This window comes from Microlunatus sp. M237, from assembly GCF_056896895.1.
In genome coordinates, this window is sequence record NZ_JBXHBL010000002.1 from 851,871 (window position 1) to 871,706 (window position 19,836).

19 protein-coding genes are annotated in these 19,836 nt (G+C 70.5%); 7 read left to right on the forward strand and 12 right to left on the reverse strand.

Going from position 1 to position 19,836, the window contains the following annotated elements; translation table 11 throughout:
* Positions 1-14 precede the first annotated feature (14 nt).
* The 3 genes from AC1XX3_RS10270 to AC1XX3_RS10280 all read right to left on the reverse strand — a co-directional run bounded on the left by AC1XX3_RS10270 (position 15) and on the right by AC1XX3_RS10280 (position 2,642).
* On the reverse strand, positions 15-395 hold the full coding sequence (locus AC1XX3_RS10270) for a hypothetical protein (protein WP_483320989.1): 381 nt from the start codon (positions 393-395) through the stop codon (positions 15-17).
* Positions 396-583: 188 nt separating this feature from the next.
* Complete coding sequence (locus tag AC1XX3_RS10275; protein WP_483320990.1) at positions 584-1,249, reverse strand: nucleoside/nucleotide kinase family protein; 666 nt, start codon at positions 1,247-1,249, stop codon at positions 584-586.
* 34 nt (positions 1,250-1,283) lie between these two features.
* Positions 1,284-2,642, reverse strand: a complete 1,359-nt coding sequence (locus tag AC1XX3_RS10280; RefSeq protein WP_483320991.1) for a glycoside hydrolase family 15 protein — start codon at positions 2,640-2,642, stop codon at positions 1,284-1,286.
* A 156-nt stretch (positions 2,643-2,798) separates the two neighbouring features.
* Between AC1XX3_RS10280 and AC1XX3_RS10285 the strand changes: the two genes are divergently transcribed.
* Together AC1XX3_RS10285 and AC1XX3_RS10290 are read left to right on the forward strand one after the other, a co-directional pair.
* Positions 2,799-4,313 (forward strand): SulP family inorganic anion transporter, encoded by a 1,515-nt coding sequence (locus AC1XX3_RS10285; protein WP_483320992.1) that lies wholly within the window; start codon positions 2,799-2,801, stop codon positions 4,311-4,313.
* The gene (locus tag AC1XX3_RS10290) at positions 4,313-4,699 is read left to right on the forward strand and encodes a MerR family transcriptional regulator (protein WP_483320993.1); all 387 of its coding nucleotides are present in this window, start codon (positions 4,313-4,315) and stop codon (positions 4,697-4,699) included. The genes AC1XX3_RS10285 and AC1XX3_RS10290 overlap by 1 nt, the downstream gene beginning before the upstream one ends.
* Here AC1XX3_RS10290 and AC1XX3_RS10295 read toward each other — a convergent pair.
* From AC1XX3_RS10295 to AC1XX3_RS10305, 3 genes are all read right to left on the reverse strand, one after another.
* Positions 4,696-5,763: a hemolysin family protein gene (locus AC1XX3_RS10295; RefSeq protein WP_483320994.1), complete on the reverse strand. Its 1,068-nt coding sequence runs from the start codon at positions 5,761-5,763 to the stop codon at positions 4,696-4,698. The two genes, AC1XX3_RS10290 and AC1XX3_RS10295, sit on opposite strands and share 4 nt — an antisense overlap.
* A complete protein-coding gene (locus tag AC1XX3_RS10300) occupies positions 5,760-7,157 on the reverse strand; it encodes a hemolysin family protein (RefSeq protein WP_483320995.1) in 1,398 nt (465 codons plus the stop codon). Before AC1XX3_RS10300 ends, AC1XX3_RS10295 begins: the two co-directional genes overlap by 4 nt.
* A gap of 131 nt (positions 7,158-7,288) precedes the next feature.
* Complete coding sequence (locus AC1XX3_RS10305) at positions 7,289-7,492, reverse strand: hypothetical protein (protein ID WP_483320996.1); 204 nt, start codon at positions 7,490-7,492, stop codon at positions 7,289-7,291.
* A 233-nt stretch (positions 7,493-7,725) separates the two neighbouring features.
* Here AC1XX3_RS10305 and AC1XX3_RS10310 point away from each other — a divergent pair, with 233 nt between their 5' ends.
* The 3 genes from AC1XX3_RS10310 to AC1XX3_RS10320 are packed head-to-tail and all read left to right on the forward strand — an operon-like array spanning position 7,726 to position 10,694.
* Entirely contained in the window at positions 7,726-8,550 is an 825-nt protein-coding gene (locus AC1XX3_RS10310) for a YqjF family protein (RefSeq protein WP_483320997.1), read from the forward strand.
* A gap of 16 nt (positions 8,551-8,566) precedes the next feature.
* Positions 8,567-9,577: an aldo/keto reductase family protein gene (locus AC1XX3_RS10315; protein ID WP_483320998.1), complete on the forward strand. Its 1,011-nt coding sequence runs from the start codon at positions 8,567-8,569 to the stop codon at positions 9,575-9,577.
* Between the two features lie 55 nt (positions 9,578-9,632).
* Positions 9,633-10,694: an LLM class flavin-dependent oxidoreductase gene (locus AC1XX3_RS10320; protein ID WP_483320999.1), complete on the forward strand. Its 1,062-nt coding sequence runs from the start codon at positions 9,633-9,635 to the stop codon at positions 10,692-10,694.
* 66 nt (positions 10,695-10,760) lie between these two features.
* On the opposite strand, the gene AC1XX3_RS10325 is transcribed toward AC1XX3_RS10320, so the two are convergent.
* Positions 10,761-11,402: a maleylpyruvate isomerase family mycothiol-dependent enzyme gene (locus AC1XX3_RS10325; RefSeq protein WP_483321000.1), complete on the reverse strand. Its 642-nt coding sequence runs from the start codon at positions 11,400-11,402 to the stop codon at positions 10,761-10,763.
* Between the two features lie 274 nt (positions 11,403-11,676).
* On the opposite strand from AC1XX3_RS10325, the gene pknB reads away from it, so the two are divergent.
* Positions 11,677-13,581, forward strand: coding sequence for a Stk1 family PASTA domain-containing Ser/Thr kinase (gene pknB / locus AC1XX3_RS10330; RefSeq protein ID WP_483321001.1), 1,905 nt, complete (start codon positions 11,677-11,679; stop codon positions 13,579-13,581).
* On the opposite strand, the gene AC1XX3_RS10335 is transcribed toward pknB, so the two are convergent.
* From AC1XX3_RS10335 to AC1XX3_RS10355, 5 genes are read right to left on the reverse strand one after another with little or no spacing between them, the layout of a single operon-like run.
* Complete coding sequence (locus AC1XX3_RS10335) at positions 13,582-16,155, reverse strand: glycosyl hydrolase (RefSeq protein ID WP_483321002.1); 2,574 nt, start codon at positions 16,153-16,155, stop codon at positions 13,582-13,584.
* 30 nt (positions 16,156-16,185) lie between these two features.
* A complete protein-coding gene (locus tag AC1XX3_RS10340) occupies positions 16,186-16,986 on the reverse strand; it encodes a nitroreductase family protein (protein ID WP_483321003.1) in 801 nt (266 codons plus the stop codon).
* 3 nt (positions 16,987-16,989) lie between these two features.
* The gene (locus tag AC1XX3_RS10345; protein ID WP_483321004.1) at positions 16,990-17,322 is read right to left on the reverse strand and encodes a hypothetical protein; all 333 of its coding nucleotides are present in this window, start codon (positions 17,320-17,322) and stop codon (positions 16,990-16,992) included.
* A complete protein-coding gene (locus tag AC1XX3_RS10350) occupies positions 17,319-18,035 on the reverse strand; it encodes a class I SAM-dependent methyltransferase (RefSeq protein WP_483321005.1) in 717 nt (238 codons plus the stop codon). Before AC1XX3_RS10350 ends, AC1XX3_RS10345 begins: the two co-directional genes overlap by 4 nt.
* Positions 18,032-19,201: a type III polyketide synthase gene (locus AC1XX3_RS10355; RefSeq protein WP_483321006.1), complete on the reverse strand. Its 1,170-nt coding sequence runs from the start codon at positions 19,199-19,201 to the stop codon at positions 18,032-18,034. The genes AC1XX3_RS10350 and AC1XX3_RS10355 overlap by 4 nt, the downstream gene beginning before the upstream one ends.
* A 239-nt stretch (positions 19,202-19,440) precedes the next feature.
* Between AC1XX3_RS10355 and AC1XX3_RS10360 the strand changes: the two genes are divergently transcribed.
* A complete protein-coding gene (locus AC1XX3_RS10360; protein ID WP_483321007.1) occupies positions 19,441-19,635 on the forward strand; it encodes a hypothetical protein in 195 nt (64 codons plus the stop codon).
* The last annotated feature ends 201 nt before the right edge of the window (positions 19,636-19,836 follow it).

Sequence of the window (19,836 nt, forward strand, 5' to 3'; positions counted from 1 at the left end):
TGACCGACGCTCGGTCAGGCAACGGCGCTGCGTGTCACCGGCAGCAGTGCAGCATGCAGCTTCCGGCTCGACGTGGTGCGCATGGGAGCCAGCCGGATGAGCTGAGGGGCCTCGAGCGGCACGAGCTCATCCACCGCGCCGAAGATCACAGCGCCCTCCGGCGCATGGACCTTGGTTGACGAGACTTCGATGACGCCATCCACCCCGCGGACGTGCCTCAGCAGCGCCATGCGCTCGTGCAAAGGCACAACCGGTGGCCGACCATAAGTGATCTCGACGAGTTCGTCAGAGAAGGCTCCGACGATGAGCTTGGTGCATCGGCGGCGGGCCTCGGAAATCAGCCCCAGATCGCGCACGTTGAGCATGTCAAAAGAGCTGGCCAAAAAGCCGAGCATGAGAATCCCCCGAGTCTCTGTTGTCCCCCCGAATGGACCGCAACCTTCTCCAGTCCGAGACGAACGATACAGGACCCTGAGCTGTCGTGATAGTAGATGTCAGATGTGAGGTTCAGATCACACCGGCACCATGAGGCGGTGCGGCTCACCACCGTGCTCGAGGCGCCGACAACGGCCCGTGCTGGCGCTCAGCTGATGCGGAGAACATGGTCCGCACGACCAGCGCTACCCCGGACGATGCGGGCGTTGTCCTCGTCGTTGCCCAAGGTCCGGTCGAGCGCGCTCTCCGGCCCGAGACCGAAGCGGCGGTGCCGCGCGACCAGCCGGTGCTGGCGTACTGCGTCATCCAGTGCCACGAACCACGCCTCGTCCAGCATCGGCCGCACCTGGTCCCACGGGGGATCGGCCAGCAGTAGGTAGTTGCCCTCGGTGATCACCAGGCCCACCTCGGGGCCGATCTCCACCTCGTGTGCGATCGACTCCTCGATCTCCCGGTGGAACTCCGGCGCGTAGATCGTGTCGCTCGACTCCCGAATCCGCCGCAGCAGCGCCACGTAGCCGACCGCGTCGAACGTGTGCGGCGCTCCCTTGACCGGGGTCAGCCCGCGTCGTTCCAGCACCCGCTGGGACAGGTGGAAGGCGTCCATCCCGACCAGCGCGACCTTGCCCGGGTGCCGCCTCGACAGCTCGGCATACAGCTGGTCGGCGAGCGTCGACTTGCCTGAGCCCGGGGCGCCGGCGATGCCGAGCACTGACCGCCGACCTGAGGTCAGCAACCGCTCCGCCCGCTCCAGCAGTCGGGCCTCGCCGGGCCCGGGCCAGCTGATCGTCTCGGGCCCGCTCGGGTCACTCATGCGCTCAACGCTATCGGGCGCCCGCGGCTGCGGGTCAGCCGGCGAGCCGGTCGGCAGCGATGATCACGGCGGCGGCCGTCCAGGCCAGCGGAGCGACCGAGGCAGGGCTGCCGTCGGCCAGCACCTTCTCGGGCAGCGATCCCGCCGCTGTCCGGTGCCCGTCCAGCCAGCGCAACCGCTGCACCGTCGCCGGGCGCTCCTCCACCCAGGCCGAAGCCATGGCATAGCTGGAGCCGGCGGTGGTCCAGCTGACCCCGTCGTCGCGCCACGACCCCCCGGGCGCGAGACCGCCGGCGGGACGAGCCATCGCCGACTCCGCCTGCCGCCACGCCGCCACGACCTCCGGATCGGCCGACGCCGCGTACGGGGGCAGCAGGAAGGTGATCCCGAGGTCGGCGGTATCCGCCCCGTTCCCGGGGTGGCGGGGATAGCCGTCCGAGCCGAACGCAGCGGTGATGGACCCGGCCAGCTGGTCCGCGACGGCGGCGAACCGGTCCCGGGCCACCGGCTCCCCCGCGATCGCGTAGAGCGACGACGCGGCAGTCAGCCCGGCGCGCAGCAGTGCCGCCGTGGCCAGTGTCGGCTTCCGCTCGGACACCTCCCAATAGTCCGGCGAGGCGGGGGGCAACCCCGACGTCGGGTCGAGGACCTCCACGGCAGCAGCGGCTGAGCGGTCGAGCAGCTGGCGGTACCGCGCGATGAAGGACGCCCGCTGCTCGACCGGCAGTGCGGTCACCACCTCGTTCATGCCCCACAGTGCCCAGCCCAGGCCGTCCAGCTGGACCCCTCGGTCGTCGGGTACGCCGCTGCCGTCCGGCCGATAGCGGGCCTCGAACCGCCCGGACTGCGGCTGCACCGCCTGCAGGAAGGTCAGCACCCGCTCCGCGTCGGCCGCATGACCGGTACGGGCCAGGGCACTGGCGACCAGCGCCGCGTCGCGGGGCCAGACATAGCGCCAGGGCTCCGCCCACCCCGCCACCGCAACCCCGTACGGGCTGCTCAGCACGTGCAGATCAAGCAGGGCGTCGCGGACCATGGTCGACGAACCGAGCTCGGCCACCACGGGTACGCTGCCCTCAGCCAGCCAGGCACGCTGCTCAGCGGCCAGCCGCGCACTGTCCGCGGTGCCGGCGAGCACCCGGGTGCCGGGGACCAGGCTGGCCGGATCCGACACCTCCACCACCGCACCACCGGCCCCGAGCGCGAGCGTGGCCGAATAGAGCGGCCAGTACGCCGGTCGGGGGCGGACCACCGCGACGGCGACGACCGCACCCAGGACCAGCGCCATCGCGATCCCGGCGATGACGATGGCGCGCCGCCGCTTCCGCGTACGCCGGGCCGGGTGCTGTGCGATCGGCCGACGGGTGCGCGCAGTGCTCAGCCCGACGCTCATGCGCCCGAGCCTAGACGGCGATTCCCCGCCCCACTCGCCGGAAGCCGACTGCACGCGCTACTCTTCCCTCACGTGAGGGGAGAGTTTGCCCCTCATCGGCGTACCCAGCGACGATGCTGACCACCGGGCCATCCCTCCCCACCCGATCGGAACAGCATGAGCGTCTCCGTCCCCGCCCGACCCCCGGCCGACAACCCCGACCAGATCTCCGTCCTGCAGGCGCTGCGCTCGCCGCGCCGGCTGCGGACCGAGGTGCTGGCCGGCCTGGTCGTGGCCCTGGCCCTGATCCCTGAGGCCATCTCCTTCTCGATCATCGCGGGAGTCGACCCGCGGGTCGGGCTGTTCGCGTCCTTCACCATGGCGGTCACCATCGCCATCGTCGGCGGTCGGCCGGCGATGATCTCTGCGGCGACCGGAGCGGTGGCGCTGGTGGTGGCCCCCCTTACCCGCGAACACGGGATCGACTATCTGGTGGCCACCGTCATCGTGGCCGGCGTCCTGCAGATCGCCCTCAGCGCCATCGGGGTGGCCAAGCTGATGCGGTTCATCCCGCGGAGCGTGATGATCGGCTTCGTCAACGCCCTCGCCATCTTGATCTTCACCGCCCAACTGCCGCAGCTGATCGGGGTGTCGTGGCTGGTCTACCCGCTGGTCGCGGTCGCGCTGGCGATCATGGTCCTGCTCCCCCGGCTGACCACTGCGGTCCCGGCACCGTTGGTCGCCATCGTGGCGCTGAGCGCCTTCACCATCGCGTTCGGGGTCGGCGTGCCGACCGTCGGCGACCAGGGCGAGCTGCCCGACAGCCTGCCGGGGCTGTTGATTCCGAATGTGCCGCTCACGGTGGAGACCCTGCGGATCATTGCGCCGTACGCCATCGGCGTCGCCCTGGTCGGTCTGCTCGAGTCGCTGATGACGGCCAAGCTGGTCGACGAGGTGACCGACACCCGCTCCGACAAGACCCGCGAGGGCTGGGGCCAGGGAGTCGCCAACGTCGTCACCGGGTTCTTCGGCGGCATGGGCGGCTGCGCGATGATCGGTCAGACCATGATCAACGTCAAGGTCTCGGGTGCGCGGACCCGGATCTCGACCTTCCTGGCCGGGGTGTTCCTGCTCATCTTGGTCGTGGTCCTCGGTGACGTGGTCGGACTAATCCCGATGGCGGCCCTGGTCGCCGTGATGATCATGGTCTCGGTCGGCACCTTCGACTGGCACAGCATCCGCCCCGCCACCCTGCGCCGGATGCCACCGGCCGAGACCTCGGTGATGGTCATCACCGTCGCTGTCACCGTCGTGTCGCACAACCTCGCCTTCGGTGTCGTGGCCGGCGTACTGACTGCCATGGTGCTGTTCGCCCGGCGGGTCGCCCACCTGACCGAGGTGGTCCCGGTCAGCGACGCCGCCGACGGCACCCGGACGTACGCCGTTCGGGGAGCGTTGTTCTTCGCCTCCAGCAACGACCTCGTCGGCCAGTTCGACTATCGAAACGATCCCGAGCACGTGGTCATCGATCTGTCGGAGTCGCACGTCTGGGACGCCTCGAGTGTGGCAGCGCTGGACTCGGTGGTCAGCAAGTACGCCGCCCGCGGCAAGCGCGCTGAGATCGTCGGCCTGAACGAGGCCAGTGAGCAGCGGCACGCCCGGCTCAGTGGACAGCTGGGGGCCGAGAACTGATGGCTCACCTGCAGATCGGCCAGGTGGCGCAGCAGACCGAGCTCTCCATCCGGACCCTGCGCCACTACGACGAGGTCGGGCTGGTCACCCCGTCCGCGCGCAGCGGCGGGGGGTTCCGCCTCTATACCGACGAAGACGTCCAGCGGCTGCTGGTCATCCGCCGGATGAAGCCACTCGAGTTCACCCTCGAGGAGATGCGTCGGCTGCTGGCCGCCTTGGACGGGCTGGACGATCCCACCACCGATCCGGCCGGCCACGCCGAGGCCGCCAGCTTCGTGGCGCAGTGCCACGAGAAGGCCCGGCTGAGCTGTGAGCGACTGCAGCGGCAGCTGGCCTACGCCGAGGAGCTGACCGGGGTGCTCGGGAGCCGACTGCAGCAGCGCTAGCCGGTCTTCGCGGTGATCTGCGAGGCGGCGTCGCGGACCTCGCCGACCAGCTCCTCCAGCACGTCCTCGAGCACCACCACGCCCAGCAGCGTGCCCTGGTCGTCGACCACCCTGGCCATGTGCGACCCGCGCGCCTGCATCGTCTTGAGCGCGTCCCGCAGCCGGCTGTCGCAGCCCAGGGTGGCCATCGGGCGTACCCACTTGGCAGCGATCGGCAGCTCCCGCCGCGCCGGATCGGCCTCCAGCACGTCCTTGATGTGCAGATAGCCCAAGACGTTGACGGCGCCGTCGTCGTCGGTCCGGGTCACCGGGAACCGCGAGTAGCCGGTGTCGGCACACAGCTGCTCGACGTCGGCCAGGGTGCACTCCGGTCCGACCGACCGCAGCGTGGCCGTGGGCAGCAGGACCGCGGCAACCGTGCGACCACTGAAGTCGAGCGCACCGGACAGCAGGTCGTACGCCTCCTGGTCGATCATGCCCTCCCGCCGTGACTCGTCCACCAGGCCGCGGACCTCGTCGCGGGTGTAGGTCGACCCGACTTCATCCTTGGGCTCGACCCGGAGCAGCTTCAGCACCAGGTTGGCCAGGGTGTTCAGCAGCCACACCAGCGGACGCAGCACGGTCACCAGCAGCATCAGCGGTGGCGCCAGCAACAGCGCAGCCTGCTCCGGCTTGGCCAGGGCGATGTTCTTGGGCACCATCTCCCCCACCACGACGTGCAGGGTGACCACGATGGCCAGCGCCAGCACGAACGACACCGGATAGACCACCATCGGTGGCAGCCCGATGGCGGCGAAGACCGGCTCCAGCAGGTGGGCGACGGCGGGTTCGCCGATGGCGCCCAGCCCCAGGGTGCAGACGGTGATGCCCAGCTGGGAGCCGGCCATCATCGTCGACACGTCCTCCAGGGCTCGCAAGGTGGTGCGGGCCCGCCGCGAACCAGCCAGCGCCAACGGCTCGATCTTGGTCCGGCGCGCGGAGATCAGGGCGAACTCCGCCCCGACGAAGAAGAAGTTCAGTGCCAACAAGCCGACAGCGACGGCGACCGCTCCGAGGCTGGTCATGGGTGGCTCCGTCCGGCGCGTCGACCTCGGGGGGTGCTCGGCAGCGGCTCCTGCACCGACATCACGATGCGATCGATCCGTCGGCCCTCCATCCGCTGCACGGTCAGCGTGATGACGCGCTCACCGATCGGGTCCGGACCGTCGTCGTCCAGGTCGATCGCGTACGGCAGGCTGAACTCGACGTGGTCGCCCGCCACCGGCAGGGAACCGAGCCGCTCCTGCACGAGACCCGCGATGGTGTCGTAGTTCTCACCCTCCGGCACCGCGATGCCTGTCATGTCGGCCACCTCGTCGGGACGCAGCAGTCCCGACAGCGTCCAGCTGCCATCGCTGTTGTGCCGGCCGTTGACCCCCAGCCGATCGTGCTCATCGACGATGTCGCCGACGATCTCCTCGACCACGTCCTCCAGCGTCACCACCCCCGCGGTGCCGCCGTACTCGTCGACCACCACCGCGAACTGCATACCCCCGCCGCGCAGCAGGGTGAGCAGCGGATCGAGCTCCAGCGTCTCCGGCACCAGCACCGGTGGCTGGGCGACGTCTGCGACCCGTACCCGGTCGCGGTCGGCCACGTCCACCGCGACCGCATGCTTGATGTGCACCGCCCCGACCACCTCGTCGGTGTGAGCGCCGACCACCGGAAAGCGGGAGTGGCCGGTGGTGCGAGCGGCGTCGATGATCACCGACACCGGGTCAACCGCGCGGACGCTGTGCATCCGCACCCGGGGGGTCATGATGTCGTCGGCCGTCTTGTCCCGGAAGGCGATCGAGCGCTCGACCAGCGAGGCGGTCTCGTGGTCCAGCACGCCCTCGCGCGCCGACCGGCGGACCAGCGATCCGATCTCCTCGGCGCTGCGGACCGAGCGGAGCTCCTCCTGTGGCTCGATGCCCAGCGAGGACACGATGGCGTTGGCGGTGTTGTTGCACAGCCGGATCGGCCAGATCATCACCTTGGTGAAGCCCCGCTGGAACAGCTGGGTGGCCTTGCTCACCCGCAGCGGGTCGGCGATGGCGAGGTTCTTGGGCACCAGCTCGCCGAACACCATGGTCCCGACGTTGGCCAGCACCAGAGCGAGGGCGAGGGCCACCGGGGTGACAGCCCCGTTCGGCAGCCCGATCCCGGTCAGTGGCGTACGCAACAGCGCAGCCAGCGCCGGCTCGGCGAGGAAGCCGATGGCCAGATTGGTCACGGTGATGCCCAGCTGCGCGCCGGACAACTGGGTTGACAGGGAACGGAGCGCGGTCAGCACCCCCGCCGCCGAGGTGTCTCCGCCGGCCGCTGCGCGTTCGACTGTCGACCGGTCGACGGTGACGAAGCCGAACTCGGCCGCCACGAACACCCCGCAGGCCACGACCATGGCCACCGCAACCGCGAGCAGGATCCACTCGGTCATCTCACGTCCTCGGCTGAGTGGTGGACCGGGGACGGATGGTACTGCCGGGGGGCGCGCTGGGAGGACTGGTCATAGCCATGATCATCCAAGTTTAGCAACGCTGGAAAGCCCGAGCCGGGACCCGCCACGGCTCAGAAGGGGAACAGCGCGATGTAGATCACCAGGGCCAGGCAGAACGTCGCGGGCACCAGCAACAACCACCACGACCCGTCGTTCCCGGCGGCGTCGAGGACGGCCGGCGGGCTGGTGCGCTCGGCGGCACCAGGAGTGACGGCCTCCACCGCAGCGGAGGGGTTCGCCGCCGGGCCCGTGGCAGAGAGGTTGGTTGCCGCCATTGCGGTGCGTCGAGTGGCTCGCCTAGGCATCTGAAGTTCCGTCCCGCCGGGAGGAGCACAGCTGCTCCTCGGATACAGAGGTGACGACGCCCCGACGCCTGCCATTGCCGACTATAGGTTCGCCCCGACGCCGCTGCGGGCCGAGACCAAACCGAAACGCTGCGCCGTCGTCGGTCCCGGCAAAGGCCTGCGGGCCGAGACCAAACCGCAACGCTGGACCTAGGCTCGGCCAGGTGAACACTGACCCGGCGTACCCGGTCCAGCCGGTATCCAGCACCGCTCCTGCACTGGCCGGGCGGGTCGCTTTGGACCAGGAATGGCACGACCTCAGCTTCCTGCACTGGCGGGTGGACCCGGCGGCGGTGGCGCCGCTGCTGCCCGCCGGCACCCGACCCGACACGTACGACGGCTCGAGCTGGGTGGGACTGATCCCGTTCGAGCTGACCCGGGCCCGGTTCGGTTCCGGCCCACCGCTGCCCTGGGTCGGATCGTTCCCGGAGACCAACGTGCGGCTGTACGCGGTCGATGCGGCCGGCCGGCGCGGTGTGGTGTTCTGCTCCCTGGAGGCGTCCCGGCTGCTGTTCGTCCTCGGCGCCCGCTGGACGCTGGGGCTGAACTACACCTGGGCCCGGATGCGGATCGAGCGGCAGGAGGACCTGCTGACCTATCAGAGCCGCCGCCGGTGGCCGGGCCCCCGCGACGCCCGGACCCGGGCCGTGGTGCGGGTCGGCAGCACCGAGGTCCACGACGACCCGTTGGCCGACTTCCTCACCGCCCGGTGGGGACTGCACACCCGCCGCCTCGGGCGTACGTTCTTCCTGCCCAACATCCATCCGCGCTGGCCGTTGCTGACAGCCGAGCTGCTCGAGCTCGACGACACCCTGCTGGCCACGGCCGGCTTCCCCCAGCTGGCGGGGCGCGCCCCGGACTCGGTGCTCTTCTCGCCCGGGGTGCGGACTCAGTTCGGCTTTCCCGCCCGTCGCCCACCGTCGGAGCCGCCACGGGCCGACCAGTCTGTCGCCCAGGGGGACCCCGACTGGGACCGACGTCAGACCTAGCGTCTATAAAGGGCAGATGGACTTTCGCTATCTGGGCAACTCCGGACTCAAGATCTCTGAGATCACCTACGGCAACTGGCTGACGCACGGCTCCCAGGTGGAGAACGACATCGCCACCTCGTGCGTGCACGCCTCGCTGGACGCCGGCATCACCACCTTCGACACCGCCGACGTCTACGCCAACACGAAGGCCGAGACCGTCCTCGGCGAAGCGCTGAAGGGCACCCGCCGCGAGTCGGTCGAGATCTTCACCAAGGTGTTCGGCCCCACCGGGCCGAAGGGCCCCAACGACTCGGGCCTGTCCCGCAAGCACATCCTCGAGTCGATCAACGGCTCACTGACCCGGCTGCAGACCGACTACGTCGACCTCTACCAGGCCCACCGCTACGACTATGAGACCCCGCTCGAAGAGACCATGCAGGCCTTCGCCGATGTGGTTCGCGCCGGCAAGGTGCTCTATATCGGGGTCAGCGAGTGGACCGCGGACCAGATCCGGGCCGGACACGCGCTCGCCACCGAGCTCGGCGTCCAGCTCATCTCCAACCAGCCGCAGTACTCCATGCTGTGGCGGGTCATCGAGGGCGAGGTCGTGCCGGTCTCCACCGAGCTCGGCCTGAGCCAGGTCGTCTGGTCGCCGATCGCCCAGGGCGTGCTGACCGGCAAGTATCTGCCCGGCCAGACCCCGCCCGAGGGGTCGCGAGCCACCGACCAGGCGGGCGGGGCCAACGCCATCAAGCGGTTCATGAATGACGACACCCTCACCCGGGTGCAGGAGCTGAAGCCGATCGCCGCCGACCTCGGCCTGTCGATGGCGCAACTGGCCATCGCCTGGACGCTGCAGAACCCGAATGTGGCCACGGCCATCATCGGGGCGTCGCGGCCGGAGCAGGTGCAGGACAACGTCGGCGCCGCCGGAGTCAAGCTGTCGGCCGACGTGCTGACCCGGATCGACGAGGTGCTCGGCGACACGGTCGAGCGCGACCCGGCCCGCACCTTCGACAGCTCGCCGAAGACCCGCGAGACCTGAGCAGCCAGCCCGGGCAGGCGGGCCGCGGAATAGCGGCCCGCAACCCGGTGCTGGAATGACCATGAAGTCCATCGGGTTCTTGTCCTTCGGCCATTGGGGTCGCGTCCCCGGCTCCGCCACGCCCACGGCCGCCGACGCCCTGCGCCAGACGATCGAGCTGGCGGTCGCCGCCGAGGAGATCGGCATCGACGGGGCGTACGTGCGGGTGCACCACTTCGCCCGTCAATCCTCAACGCCCTTCCCGCTGTTGGCGGCGATGGCCGCTCGAACCAGCCGGATCGAGCTGGGGACCGGCGTGATCGACCTGCGCTATGAGAACCCGTACGCCATGGCCGAGCAGGCGGCGGTCGCGGACCTGATCAGTGGCGGCCGGCTCCAGCTCGGCGTCAGCCGGGGATCGCCCGAGACGGTGCTGAACGGCGCTCGGGTGTTCGGCCTCCAGCCACCCGAGGGCGTCTCCGAAGCTGACGATGCCCGCGAGCGAGCGCGCGTCTTCCGGGCGGTAGCCAGCGGGGCGAAGGTCGCACCGGCGAATCCGACCATGACCGGGTCGAGTGGCCTGGTTCCGGTGCAGCCACAATCACCCGGGCTCAGCGAGCGCATCTGGTGGGGGTCGGGCACCCGCGACACTGCCCGCTGGGCCGGCGAGCAGGGCTACAACCTGCAGAGCTCGACCCTGCTCAGCGAGGACACCGGCGTGCCGTTCGGCGACCTCCAAGCGGAGCAGATCGCCATCTTCCGCGATGCGTTCCAGGCGGCCGGGTGGTCGCGCACGCCGCGGGTCTCGGTCAGCCGCAGCATCATCCCGCTGGTCACCGACGAGGACCGGCACTACTTCGGCGGCTCGGCGGATGAGGATCAGGTCGGCCTGCTCGACGGCGTCCGCAGCCGGTTCGGCCGCAGCTATGTCGGCGAACCGGATGTGCTCGCCGAGGAACTGGCCCGCGACGCCGCCGTCCGCGAGGCGGACACCCTGCTGATCACGGTCCCCAATCAACTCGGGGTGGCCTACAACGCCCATCTGCTGGAGTCGATCGCGGAGCACGTGGCACCGGCGCTGGGCTGGAAGCCGAACACAGCGGTATCCGTCGGCGGCGATCCGGTGTCGTCCGCCTAGGTCAGCGGGGCGGTCCGGTGGATCGTCAGCTGTTCCTCACGCAGGTCTGGAACGATCGCCGACTCCTCAGGCGGTCTGGCGCGCCAGCCGCTGTTCGAGCTCGGCCACCCCGTCGCCGTGCAGCGATGCGAGGTACGCAGGTCGTCCCGCCATCGCCATGACCAGGTCGAGCTGCTTTCCTCGTACGGCCGGACCCTGGCCCGCTTCGAAGGACGAATCGCCGGCTTTCAGCGTGAGGCCGCTCACCAGGCTCTTGCTGTTGACCGCGAAGTCGCGCGTCGCGAAGAAGCGCGCGACCTCCTGCACACCTGACGGATCGGGCACCAGCTCCAGGCCGGCGGGGCGGGCGATGTCTTGGCCGTGGACGATGACTTCGCCCAGCATCGCCGCGTAGTGCTTGGTCGGCGACACCGTCTTGTCGGCAGCTGCCCGAAACATCGCCAGCGTTTCTTCCGGTGCGGCCCCGAGGTATCTGCTCAGCCGGCGCTCATTGTGCAGCTTCGAGTTGAACCCCGCCAGCACGATGCTGCGCAGCCAGGCTCCCGTTCCCGTGGTGGCCGCTGCGCTCAGATGCGCCACGACCTGGGACACCGACCAGTCACCGCACAGCGTCGGTTCTCGCCAGCGCTCGGTGTCCAACGACGACAGCGCATCGATCAGGCGGAATCTCTCCGCATGAATCGCTGCCCAGAAGTCGCGCTTGTCCATGGGTGTCTGCCTCCGTACTGGGCAACGATCGAGCTGCATCGCAACGATTCCGCGCCCGGGGTGCAGCCTCCCAAACCCCGGGGCGGCGGTTCGAGCGAGATCCGCCGGCCGACCGTTGCTTTACACTGTAATCACAGCCGTACCGTCGGCCAGGAAGTCAGGACACGTGCCTTGACGCCTGCCGCGCCCCGGACCCGATCCGCGGACGGCCCGCCGCTGGGTCCCCGCCCCAATTTCGACGCTCCACGCACGACCTGGCCAGAAAGTGTCTGTCATGACCGAACCCGAGTATGTGATCGGCGAGCGCTATCGGCTCCGCTCACGGCTGGGCAACGGGGGCATGGCCGAGGTGTGGTCAGCCGACGACCTGCGACTGGGCCGGGTCGTCGCCATCAAGCGGCTCTCCCCCGCGCTGGCCCTTGATCCGGTCGCGCAGGAGCGCTTCTCCCGTGAGGCCCAGACCTCGGCCGGGCTGAGCCATCCCGCCATCGCTGCCGTGTACGACACGGGCGCGGAGGTCGACGCGAGCGGCCTGAGCCTTCCGTACCTGGTGATGGAGCTGGTGGACGGCCCGACCTTGCGTGAGGTGCTGGAGCGGCGCGGGCGGTTGCCGGCTGCAGAGGCCCTGCGCCTGGTCGACGGGGTGCTGGCCGCCCTCGCCCACGCTCACTCCCGTGGTCTCATCCACCGTGACGTGAAGCCCGCCAACATCATGGTCAGCTCCAACGGGCAGGTGAAGGTGGTGGACTTCGGCATCGCCAGGACCGTCACCGATGCCGCGACCCGGCTGACTCAGACCGCAGCCGTCATCGGCACCGCCAGCTATCTGTCGCCGGAGCAGGCCAGCGGCAGGGCGGTCGACATCCGGAGCGATCTCTATTCCGTCGGCTGTCTGCTCTACGAGCTGGTCACCGGCCGCGCGCCGTTCGTCGGCGACTCGGCCATCAGCGTCGCCTATCAGCACGTCCGTGAGGCTCCAGTGCCCCCGTCTTCGCTGCGGCCGGAGCTGCCGGCCGGGGTGGACGCCGTCATCCTGACCGCCATGGCGAAGGACCCGGACCACCGGTTCGCTACGGCTGGCGCCATGCGGACCGCTATCGCCGCTGTCGACGTGGCGGGCGTCGTCGACGCAGCGTCCGCGGCCGGCTTGGTGAGCGACCAGACGGTCATCGCTGCGCGCCCGACCGCGCCGGTCCCGCCCGCCACCGCAGTCACCCAACCGGTCCTGCCCACCACCGCAGTCACCCGCCCGGTCCCACTGCCGGACGACTCAGGCTCGCAGCCACCCACGGCACTCCCAACCACCCAGGCCCTCGACGTACGCCCCGGACCGAAGCGCCGGCGCGGTCGGGCACTGCTGGCTGCCCTGTTCATCTCGGCCGTGGTGGCCCTCGGCTCCCTCATCACCGCGCAGGTCTGGGCGCCCGGACAGGCTTCGGCGCGGACGGTGCTGGTGCCGCTGGTGATCGGCCACTCGCCCCGAGACGCAGCGAAGGTGCTCAGTGAGACCGAGCTCACGATCGAGCGACTGAACGAGCCTGCGGACGACGACGTGGTGACGAGCCAGAGCCCGGAGGCCGGGCAGACCGCCGAGCGGGGCACGACCGTCCGGGTGACCTTCGGTTCCGGCGTACGGACCGGCACCGTCCCGGCCGGGCTGCGGGGCACCTCGGTGGAGCGCGCCGAGAAGCTGCTGGAGAAGGCCGGCTTCGACAAGCATGAGCGGCAGCAGAACGGCCGCCCCGGGGAGGCCGACGACGACGCCATCGTGGTCGGCGTATCGCCGGCCGAGGGGGTCACGGTCAGCGTGGACACCGTGGTGCTTCTGGTGCTCGGGCCGACGACGCGGTCCGCGCCCGAGCCGTCCACGACACGGAGCAACACGTCGACCGATGACAAAACGGCGACATCGACACCGGACGCGAAGGCGTCGGCGACGCCGAGCCCCACCCCGACAGCTGATCCCACGACCACCGCGCCCACGACCGCCACGCCCCGCCCGTCCGCCACGAGCACGACGACCCGTCCTCCGACACCGACCGCATCCAGCACGGCGGGCCCGGGACCGGACCCCACGACGCCGCCCGCGGGGAAGCCGACGAGCTCGAGACCATCCGCGAGTGCGCCGACCACGAGCGCGGCGAGCGAGCCTGCGGACGCGCCGGTGGGCGGCGGCTGATCAGCTCCCTGGGCGCCAGCGCAGCACCGGTACGCAGAGCAGCCCCGAGGCGACGCCGTCCCCGGCCCGGTCCAGCTCCTGCATCCGGAACCGTCGCCCGTAGCGCCGCACGCTGCGCTCAACCAGCTCGCCGACGACCGTGTCCTGGGCCAGTGCGTTGGCGGCGGTGTTGTGCACCGTGACCTCCAGCTCGTTGGCCCCCGTCCGTACCGCCGAGGTGAGCTCGACGACGTACGGCGGTTGCCACGCCACCCCACACTCCACCCCGTTGACCGACACCACGGCCACCTCGCCCACGGGCGGCGTCACCTGGACGCGATACGAGCTGCCCCGGATGCCGTCGGTGTCAGCCGTGCCCGCCGAGGTCGCTGCCACCGGACCGAGGTCGAGCAGCACCCGCTCCGCTCCCGCCGCGGACTCGAACGTCGTCGTGTAGGTGGCGGCGCCGGCGAACCCCGCCCGGGCCGGGTCGTCCTCCCACCGGTGCGGCAACGACACGGCGACCGCCGGTTCGGCCGCGAACCGCACCCGCCAGCCGCCGTCCAGGACCACGACGCGGTCGGGCCCGAGTGCCCCGGCTGCAGCCGGCGCCGCCGTGGCCGCGCCCGCGTCGGTGATGGCGTCGGACAGGATCAGCACGGTGGCCTGGTAGGCGTCGAGCTCGATCGGGATAGCGTCCCGTGCCGTCCCCGACCGGCGGACCATGCCGGTGCCGGCGTCCCACTCCTCGAACCCGGCGCGCGGTTCACGTGGGTGGACGGCGACCGACTGCTTGGCGCCGCCGGTGTTGACCACCAGATAGAGGTCGGTCGGCTGCTCGCCGTCGATGCGGCGATGCAGCACGCCGAGATCTGCCGAGGCCGGTTCGAGCCGGACGTCAGGAGCGACGACCCGGCTCAGCGCCGCCGGCAGCGCGCTGACGTCAAGATCTGCTGGTCCGACGGCGATCACCGTCCCGCCGGCGTCCGCCAGGGCGTCCAGCCACTCCTGCGTCGCCGCGGGGACGGCAGTGACGAAGGGCAGCACCACCACCGGGGCCGGCGCAATCGCACCCTGCATGACCGCGTCGTCATCGACGAGGTCGTAGTCCCAGCCACCCTGGCGCAGCAGCCGGGGGATGTCGGGCCCGACCTGGCGCCGCGTCTCCCGCCACAGGTCGAGCGACCCGCCGACCTCGGGACCGAGGCCGGGAAAGATGTCGTCGGCGGGGAGGTAGAGGCTGACGTCGGCCACGTGCGACCCCTGGCGCATCAGCCAGCACAGCCGGGTGAGGTACGCCGTGAGCTGCGGCATCGCAGGCCACCACGGGTTGCGGTCGTCCAACGCTCCGGCGGCGTAGAAGAACCAGCCCAGCCCGGGCGCATCCGCCGGTGAGTACGGCCAGCCGTGGCCGACCAGCTGGTTGACCCCGGACAGCAGGTGCTCGTGCGCCTCGCCCTTGAGGTCCAGCGGGGTGGCCCGAAACGATGGCGAGTGGACCCAGGTCCACACCTCCGAGGAGACCACGTCGCGGCCGTAGAGGTGCGCAGCCGAGGAGGCCCAGCGGGTCTGGGTGATCTCGGTCCAGCCCCACCCCTCCCCCTCGAAGCGGTCGGCGAACCGATAGCTGCTGACGGTGGCGGGCGGGACCCCGTATCCCTGGATTCGGAAGGCGACACCGTGTCCGGCCGCCCAGCGCTGGACGACGGCGACGAAGTTCTGCTCGTACAGCTCGATCAGGGTGCGGTAGTAGTCGCGGCGCAGCTGGTCCGATCCTGGCGCGTCGACGACCAGCTGGTACAGCCTCGGGGACAGCGGATAGCCGCGGCGGCGCTCGAACTCCGCCGGCAGCGCCGGAGTCCAGTTGGCGCCGTAGACCTCGAGGCTGTCGCAGAACACCGACCCCACCAACTCAGCCGGGACCGCGGCCAGCAACGCGTCCCCCACCACCCGCAGGTGGTGCTCAGTGGCCGCCCGGCTGTAGTGGTCGAGCACCGGACCCTCGGCGCCGGCGGCCGCTCGCTTCACGTTCTGCCCGGTCAGCTGCGCGTATGCCAGCAGCACCTGCCGCGGACCGACCCCGACCGGCACCCGGATCGTGCCGTCCACGACCGGGAGCGGACTGCAGTCGTCCGGCGGCTCCTGCACCGTGCCGGGGCCGACGAAGGCGGCGACCAGCTCGTCGCCCGGGAAGGGTGCCACCACAGGGACGTCCAAGGCGTTGGGACCGATCTCGCGGCGGTCCCAGTGCAGGCGGCGGGCGGCATGCTCGGCACCGATGTGGGGACCCCCGAAGGACCAGCCGCTGCCGAGGGTGAGGTCCAGCTGCAACCCGAGCTCGGCCGCCCGCTCCGCGGCATACCGCAGCCGCTCGCCGAACTCCGCCGACAGCAGTCGAGGGCTGCCCTCGCCAAGTGGATAGACGTAGGACACCTCCACCCCGCCGATTCCGGCCGCGGCCATCGCGGTGAGCTGGCGGTCGAGGTCGGCGGGCTGGACCTCCGGACCGAACCACCACCACCGCATCCGGGGCCTGCAGTCGGGTGGCGGATCGGCGAACCCGGCCCGCAGGTCGTCGAGGGTGGTGCGGCTCAACGTCGGCTCCTTCGCCGTGGGGGTCGTGCGTCAACCGGCCGGGGAGTCCCAGCCGGTCTGCGCAGTGGCGCAGGTGCCACGGAAGACGTACTGCGACGGCAGCTTGCGCTGGTGACTGGACCAGTCGATGGCCGGTCGGCGCTGCTCCTCGGGCAGATAACCGAGCCGATAGACCGCCATCAGCTCCAAGTCGTCGGGCACCGCGAGGAGCTTCTCGATCCGCTCCCAGTTGCCCGGCACCTCCATCGGGAAGGACACGAACTGGATCCCCATGCCGATCTCGACGGTCGTCAGCCAGACGTTCTCCATCGCCGCGCCCATGCTGAACACCGAGTAGAACGACGACAGCTCGCCAGGGCGATACTCGTTGCGGTCCAGCATCACCCCCAGCAGCAGCGGCGATCCGGCGACCAGCTTGCGGTTCTCCTCCCCGAGGGTCTGCGGCACCCGTAGCCGGTTCATCAGCTTCTGGCCTCGGGCGGTGAACACCTGGTTGGTGAACGGCCGCAGTGGTGCCGGCAGCTTGTCGAACAGCATCCCGTCGCGCCGGGTCTCCATCTCCTTGGCGCTGAAGCGGAAGTACGGCTTGTAGCGCTCGAAGAAGGTGCCGTTCGACATCGCCTCGGTCATGCTTTCGCCGCTGATGGTGGCGATCGCCTCGATGGTGGGCCGCTCCTCGACGATCACGAACCGCCACGGCTGACTGTTGAGCTGCGACGGGGCGCGGCCCGCCACCTCCATCAGCAGCCGTTGGTGCTCCTCGCTGACGGGATCGGGCAGGAACGGACCGTTGGTGGTCTTGCGTCGACGGACGACGTCGAGGAACTCCATGGTCTACCTCCAGGCCTTGACCAGCGCGGTGACGAAGAACGGTGCCGCCGACAACGCCACCATCGGGTGACGGCCAGTGTGCGTGCCGACGTACGGGATCAGCGCCAGCGGCACGACGGTGGGCAGCAGCGGTCGGGCCACCCGGCTACGGCTCCACAGCAGCGAGGTCAGCGCGGCACCGGTCAGCGTCGCCGTGGTGACATAGAGCGCGTGGTGCACCCAGTGCATCCCAGAGGTGTCCACCAGCCGGGCGGCAACGCTGGCGCCGAGGGCACAGTTGGCCAGGTAGCCGGCGGTGGCGGCTGTGACCAGGGCAACGGGAGCGGCGGTTCTCATGCCGCGACGCTAGCGCCCCCGTCGCCGGCCCGCAGCAGCAGGAGGCGGGCGGGGTGGCGCCGCTCGACCTGCCACCCCCGGCCGGCGACGGCAGCCAGCTCCGCCGCTCGATAGCTGCGGCGGATGGACAGCAGCCCGTCGTAGCGGACGAACGAGCCCCCTCCGAAGACCCGACTGGCCACCGAGTACCCCGCGTAGGCCGCCGCGCTGCGGGCCAGATCGCTGTGCACCACCAGCCGGCGCGCCAGCCGCTCGCTGTCGCGCAGCAGTCCGGCCAGCTCGGCGTCGTCGAGATGGTGCAGCACGTGGTTGGACACCACCACGTCGTACGTTCGTCCCTCGGCCACCAGCTCGCGACTGGTGGCACATCGGAAGCTGACTCCCGGCACCGGTGGCTGGGCCGAGGCGTACGCGTGGGCGCGCTCGTCCGGGTCGAGACCGACGACCTCCAGGCGCAGCCCGTCGCGCCGCGCCCAGCGGGCCAGCGACCGGGCCACGTCGCCGCCGCCGGACCCGACGTCAAGCACGGTGGTCGGCGTCGCCGCCGACAACAGCGGACGCAACCGGGCGGTGTACACGCCGCGCCAGCCGGCGACCAGAGCGTTCACCAGCCGGAACTGGGCGTACGTCCGCCGCAGTGCGTCCGGATCGCAGTCGGGGTCGTCCATTAGCTCGCGGGCGTCCCGGTCCCGGACGGCGAGTGGGACCCTCACGCGGTGACCCGGCGGGTCAGCAGCGCCGACTCCACCGTCAGCCCGGGGCCGAAGGCCATCGCAGCAATGCGCTGCGTGGAGGGGCTCGCAGCGATGCGCTGCGTGGAAGGGCTCGCAGCGTCGTGCAGGAGCGTTCGGAGAATGAACAACACGGTGGCGCTCGACATGTTGCCGAAGCGGCGCAGCACCTCACGCGAGGGTGCCAGCTGCTCATCGCTCAGCGCCAGCTCGTGCTGCACCCGGTCGAGGATGCTGCGACCGCCCGGATGAATGGCCCAGCGGTCGATGGCGCCGTACGGCTGCCCGCTCAGCGCCGGGTCGGCGGCGAGCAGCGGGGTCAGAGCCGACCGAATGTGCTCTTCGATGATCCGAGGGACATAGCTGCTGAGCACCATCTCGAAGCCGGCGTCGCCGATCTTCCACGCCATGTCGGTCTGGCCGTTGGGAGTCAGCACGGTCTCCATCGCGTCGACCTCGATCACAGGCGTCCCCGCCGGTACGGCCCGGGCGGAGACCACCGCCGCCGCAGCACCGTCGGCGAACACCGAGGAGGCGACGATCGTGTCGGCGTCGTTGGCGGAGCGCAGGTGCAAGGTGCAGAGTTCGGCGCAGACGATGAGCACGACGGCCTCCGGTTCGCTGCGACAGAACGACGTCGCGACGCGCAGGGCCGGAAAGGCGCCATAACAGCCCATGAAGCCGAGGTGGAAGCGCTGGGTGGCCGGGCTCAACCCGAGAGCGCGGACGACGAGGTGGTCCGGGCCCGGGGCGAAGAACCCGGTGCAGGAGACGGTGATGACGTGGGTGATGTCAGCCGCCTCGATGCCGGGGGCGGCCCGCACCGCCTGCTCGGCGGCGGACACGAACAGGGCCGGTGAACGCTCGACGTACACGTCGTTCCGGGCCCCGGTGGCCGAGCTGACGATGGCCTTCTCCCCCGCGTCATAGAAGACCGCGGCCCGATCAGGGTCCGCGACCGCCGTGGCGGCCAGCTCGTCGATCACCGTGTAGCGGGTCTCGATGGCGGAGGCGTCGAAGACGGCGCCGATGAGCCGACGACCGAGCCGGGTGATGTTCGGCTGCCCGGCGAACAGGTCCCGGATGTCAGCCTGTTGCATCGCGGTAGCCGGCACGGCGGTCTCGATCGATCGGATGCTCACTGTCATGCAGTCACCCGTTCGGGCACGGTGGGGCCTTTCGTCTGAGCGGCGTGCGTCCTCATGAGGCGCGGCACCTGCCAGCGTACGGCGGGCTTCCAGAACTGGTCAGCGCCGGTCGGCACCGGCACCCGGCTATCTCGAGCCACTCCAGCAGCGGGTCACGGCGGCGGGCTCGCTGCTTCGGCCGCCGTCACCCGCCTAAACTAAGAGGCTAACGATCAATGCACGAACAATGAGGAGTCCGGATGAGCCGTCGAGTCCCCCGCGGTGAGGGCTACTCCTGGCCGTGGCGCATCGGTTGGCGGGTGGAGTACGCGCTGATGCACATCTACGGCCCGGCGACGCTGGACGACGACCGCGATCCCAAGCGCCAGATGCGGGAGGAGCGCGACCGTCGCAAGGCCGCGTACGCCGCTCGCAAGGCCGCGCGCCGCTCCTGAGGCTCCGACGGCCACCATCCGATCGGCAGCAGTGCGCCCGGGTCGCCGGTGGAGTCGTCGTAGGCGGCGGGGTGTCGTCGATGGCCGTCTCACCTTGGAAATCTCGCAGTCCATGGGCCGAGTGAGGTCTTGGCGCAGGGCCGGCCGACGGCGGCCCCGGAACGCTGGAGCGGGCACCGCACACTTGGATCGGCTCGTAGT

Coding starts and splice junctions, on each gene's coding strand:
- AC1XX3_RS10360 (WP_483321007.1), top strand. CDS start 19,441: ATGAGCCGTCGAGTCCCCCGCGGTGAGGGCTACTCCTGGCCGTGGCGC.
- AC1XX3_RS10300 (WP_483320995.1), bottom strand. CDS start 7,157: ATGACCGAGTGGATCCTGCTCGCGGTTGCGGTGGCCATGGTCGTGGCC.
- AC1XX3_RS10285 (WP_483320992.1), top strand. CDS start 2,799: ATGAGCGTCTCCGTCCCCGCCCGACCCCCGGCCGACAACCCCGACCAG.
- AC1XX3_RS10290 (WP_483320993.1), top strand. CDS start 4,313: ATGGCTCACCTGCAGATCGGCCAGGTGGCGCAGCAGACCGAGCTCTCC.
- AC1XX3_RS10340 (WP_483321003.1), bottom strand. CDS start 16,986: ATGGAGTTCCTCGACGTCGTCCGTCGACGCAAGACCACCAACGGTCCG.
- AC1XX3_RS10320 (WP_483320999.1), top strand. CDS start 9,633: ATGACCATGAAGTCCATCGGGTTCTTGTCCTTCGGCCATTGGGGTCGC.
- AC1XX3_RS10280 (WP_483320991.1), bottom strand. CDS start 2,642: ATGAGCGTCGGGCTGAGCACTGCGCGCACCCGTCGGCCGATCGCACAG.
- AC1XX3_RS10295 (WP_483320994.1), bottom strand. CDS start 5,763: ATGACCAGCCTCGGAGCGGTCGCCGTCGCTGTCGGCTTGTTGGCACTG.
- pknB (WP_483321001.1), top strand. CDS start 11,677: ATGACCGAACCCGAGTATGTGATCGGCGAGCGCTATCGGCTCCGCTCA.
- AC1XX3_RS10305 (WP_483320996.1), bottom strand. CDS start 7,492: ATGGCGGCAACCAACCTCTCTGCCACGGGCCCGGCGGCGAACCCCTCC.
- AC1XX3_RS10325 (WP_483321000.1), bottom strand. CDS start 11,402: ATGGACAAGCGCGACTTCTGGGCAGCGATTCATGCGGAGAGATTCCGC.
- AC1XX3_RS10275 (WP_483320990.1), bottom strand. CDS start 1,249: ATGAGTGACCCGAGCGGGCCCGAGACGATCAGCTGGCCCGGGCCCGGC.
- AC1XX3_RS10355 (WP_483321006.1), bottom strand. CDS start 19,201: ATGACAGTGAGCATCCGATCGATCGAGACCGCCGTGCCGGCTACCGCG.
- AC1XX3_RS10345 (WP_483321004.1), bottom strand. CDS start 17,322: ATGAGAACCGCCGCTCCCGTTGCCCTGGTCACAGCCGCCACCGCCGGC.
- AC1XX3_RS10270 (WP_483320989.1), bottom strand. CDS start 395: ATGCTCGGCTTTTTGGCCAGCTCTTTTGACATGCTCAACGTGCGCGAT.
- AC1XX3_RS10315 (WP_483320998.1), top strand. CDS start 8,567: ATGGACTTTCGCTATCTGGGCAACTCCGGACTCAAGATCTCTGAGATC.